General features: G+C 64.1%; 3 protein-coding genes. All 3 read left to right on the top strand.

Annotated features, from left to right (window positions below):
* The first annotated feature begins 91 nt into the window (after positions 1 to 91).
* A complete protein-coding gene (locus EOA27_RS28490; protein ID WP_126081839.1) occupies positions 92 to 1,153 on the top strand; it encodes a maleylacetate reductase in 1,062 nt (353 codons plus the stop codon).
* Between the two features lie 207 nt (positions 1,154 to 1,360).
* Positions 1,361 to 2,359: an ABC transporter permease gene (locus EOA27_RS28485; protein ID WP_126081840.1), complete on the top strand. Its 999-nt coding sequence runs from the start codon at positions 1,361 to 1,363 to the stop codon at positions 2,357 to 2,359.
* A 37-nt stretch (positions 2,360 to 2,396) separates the two neighbouring features.
* Positions 2,397 to 3,327, top strand: a 931-nt coding sequence (locus EOA27_RS28480) for a sugar ABC transporter substrate-binding protein (RefSeq protein WP_145970581.1), incomplete at its 3' end; no start/stop codon positions are given.

The following is a 3,327-nucleotide window of genomic DNA, read 5'->3' as shown; positions in this document are numbered from 1 at the left end:
GATTTCGACAGCCTGCGCACTTACACGCGCGCCTCTTCGTCGCTAACTTTCATGCCACGGCATACAGTCGCGGCTGACGGGAGAGGCTCACATGAAAAGCTTCGTCTACAACGCCCAGCCAGCACGCGTCGTCTTCGGATCAGGCACGATCGCAAGGCTCCCGGAGGAGATCGACCGGCTCGGGCTGAAACGTGTGCTGGTCCTGGCCACGCCGCCGCGGGAGGCCGATGCCCGGCGCCATGCCGAGTTCCTCGGCGACAGGGCAGCCGGCGTCTATGCCAAAGCGACGATGCATACGCCGGTGTCCGTCACCGAGGACGCGCTGCGGGTCGCGGCGGAACTCCAGGCCGACGGGCTGGTCGCGGTCGGCGGCGGCTCCACGACGGGTCTCGCGAAGGCGATCGCCTTGCGCACCGACCTGCCGCAGATTGTGATGCCGACGACCTATGCCGGCTCGGAAATGACGCCGATCCTCGGCGAGACGAAAGATGGCGTGAAGGTCACCCAATCGAGCCCGAAGGTGCTGCCGGAAGTGGTGATCTACGACGTCGACCTGACGATGACGCTTCCCGCTTCGTTGTCGGGAACAAGCGGCATGAACGCCATCGCCCATGCGGTCGAGGCGCTCTATGCCAGGGAAAGCAACCCGGTGATAAATCTGATGGCCACCGAAGCCATCGGCGCGTTGGTGAGCGCCTTGCCGGTCATTGCCGGGAACCCGCATGACCGCGACGCGCGTTCCGAGGCGCTTTACGGCGCCTGGCTCTGCGGCATCTGCCTCGGCTCGGTCGGCATGGCGCTGCACCACAAGCTTTGCCATACGCTCGGCGGCAGTTTCGATCTGCCGCATGCGGAGACCCATACGATCGTGCTGCCGCATGCGCTGGCCTACAACGCCCCCGCCGTTCCGGCCGTCATGCAAACCCTGCGGGCCGTGCTGAAGACGGATGATCCTGCCATCGCGCTCTACGACCTCGCCGGCCGCATCGGCGCAAAACGCGCGCTGTCCGAGATCGGCATGCCGTCCGAGGGGATCGACATTGCGACGGACCGTGCGCTGGCCAATCCCTACTGGAACCCGCGGGCGCTGGAGCGGGAACCGATCCGGGCCCTTATCGCGCGCGCCTATGCCGGCGAGCCGCCGCAGGCCTGAGAAGGCTGCCCCTGGGATGAAAGCTTCACGAAGCTTACGCTTCGGCGCGGGGGCAAACTGCACAGCGTATCAGAAAAACGAAATTGTCCGCCGACGCTTCAGTCGTAATTGTCCCGTACAGGCAAACGGCTCGGAGCCTTGGGAGGATTCCGATTCAGCTGGTCGCCTGAGGAAGGCGCCAATCATAGGCTGCCTGGGAGGAGGAAAATGCCTGGTTCGGGCAAATCGGACGACAGGCGCCTTGGCTTCAAGGCGTCGCAGGAAGTCGTCGTCGTCGCGATCTCGGTCGTGATGTTCCTCGTCTTCTCGGCGACGCTCAACAATTTCCTGAGCCAAGGCAACATCATCGCCATCCTCAAGAACGTGTCGATCCTCGGCACGCTGGCCGTCGGCATGGGCTTCGTCGTCGTCGGCCGCGGCATCGACCTCACCATGGTGGCGGTGATGGTCGTCGGCGTCGCCTTCAGCATCTGGATTTCTACCTGGGGCATCGATTTCACGCTTGCCGTGATCTGCGGCGCCATACTGGTCGCGGCCATCGGCCTGTTCACCGGCGTCATGGTGGCGGTCGCGGAAGTTCCGCCGATCTTCGCTACCTTGGCCATCGCCTCCTCGGTCTACGGCTCGGGGCGCATCGTCTTTGCCTCGGACGTGCTCTATGCCCCGCCGGACATCGCCTGGCTGAAATTCGTCGGCAATGGCAGCGTGCTCGGGATACCGATGTCCGTCGTCATCTTCGGCGCGGTGGCGGCTCTCATGGGTCTCTTTCTGAGGAAGACGCGCTTTGGCCGGCTGGTCTACGCAACTGGCGACAATCCGAACGCGGCCCGCACCACCGGCCTGCCGACACGCCCGATCATCGTGACGCAATATGTCATCAGCGCGCTCATCGCGTTCACCGCCGGCATCATCATGACCGGTCTCGTCACCGGCATCGACACGCGCCTCTACAATTCGAGCCTGATCTACGACGTGCTGCTGGTGGTCGTGCTGGGCGGCATCGGCCTGTCGGGCGGCCAGGGCGGCGTGCGCAATGTCATCGCCGGCACCATTCTGGTCGGCATCCTGACCAACGGCATGACGATCCTCAACTTCTCCTACACCAGCCAGAATTTGATCAAGAGCGTGATCCTGCTCGGCGCCCTTGCCATCGACGCCATCATCAATCCGCGCGACGAGCAGACCTCGCAGAGCGGCGACATCTGAAACAAGAACTCGAACCATCAAATTGGGGAGGAAACCTATGAAGATATTCAAGAAATGCCTGTTGGCGGGCATGGCCGCGCTTGCGCTGCTAGGTGTCGCACAGGTCGCAAGCGCGCAGGAAACCGATCAGGTCGGCCGGGCTGCCTATCTCGACGGCGTCAAGGGCAAGAAGGTCATCTTCGTGCCGATCTCGCAGGGTATGGACCTCAACCAGGCCTGGGTGATGGTGTGGCAGCGTCACGCCGCCCGCTACGGCTTCACGCTCGAGGTGCGCGATCCGAACGGCGACACCAATGCCGGCATCCGCGCCATGCAGGGCGCGATCGCCGAGAAGCCCGACCTGATCATCGTGCAGAACCCGGACGTGCAGACCTATGCGCGGCTCTTGAAGCAGGCGCAGGCCGCAGGCATCAAGGTGCTGCAGGTCAACATGCAGTCGGCGACCCAGACCGACTCCTATGTCGGCAATGACTGGATCGAGATGGGCCGCCTGGAGATGGGCGAGCTGGCCAAGCATTGCACCGGGCCGAACGCCGTCTCGCACAAGGTGGTGTGGCTCGCCGGCGTCCAGACGGGCGCCGCCAACATCTATATGCGCACCGGCATCGACAAGGTGCTGAAGGCCAATCCCGAGCTGCAGCTCGTCTCCGACCAGCCGGCCGACTACATCAGCGAAAAGGCCCGCCAGATCACCGAGACGGTACTGCAGCAGCATCCCGATCTCTGCGGCATCATGGGCATCTGGGACAATGCCGAAGTCGGCGCCGGCGCTGCCGTCGCGGCAGCCGGCAAGCAGGACCAGGTCACCATCGTCACCAATGGCGCGGGTGCCGCCACGGGCTGCGAGAGCATCAAGAACGGGCTGCTCGACGTGATCTTCAACTTCAACGCGCCGGTCCAGGGCGAAATCGCCGCGCAGCAGATCTCCGAGCTGCTGCAGCATCCTGACCGCAAGGCCGGCAGCGAGA

It is taken from the genome of Mesorhizobium sp. M2A.F.Ca.ET.037.01.1.1 (assembly GCF_003998075.1).
GTDB lineage: Bacteria > Pseudomonadota > Alphaproteobacteria > Rhizobiales > Rhizobiaceae > Mesorhizobium.
This window is presented reverse-complemented; position numbering and strand designations above follow the sequence as displayed.

Bases quoted from the DNA above. Each gene is read 5' to 3' on its own strand.
- EOA27_RS28485 (WP_126081840.1), top strand. From the start codon at position 1,361: ATGCCTGGTTCGGGCAAATCGGACGACAGGCGCCTTGGCTTCAAGGCG.
- EOA27_RS28490 (WP_126081839.1), top strand. From the start codon at position 92: ATGAAAAGCTTCGTCTACAACGCCCAGCCAGCACGCGTCGTCTTCGGA.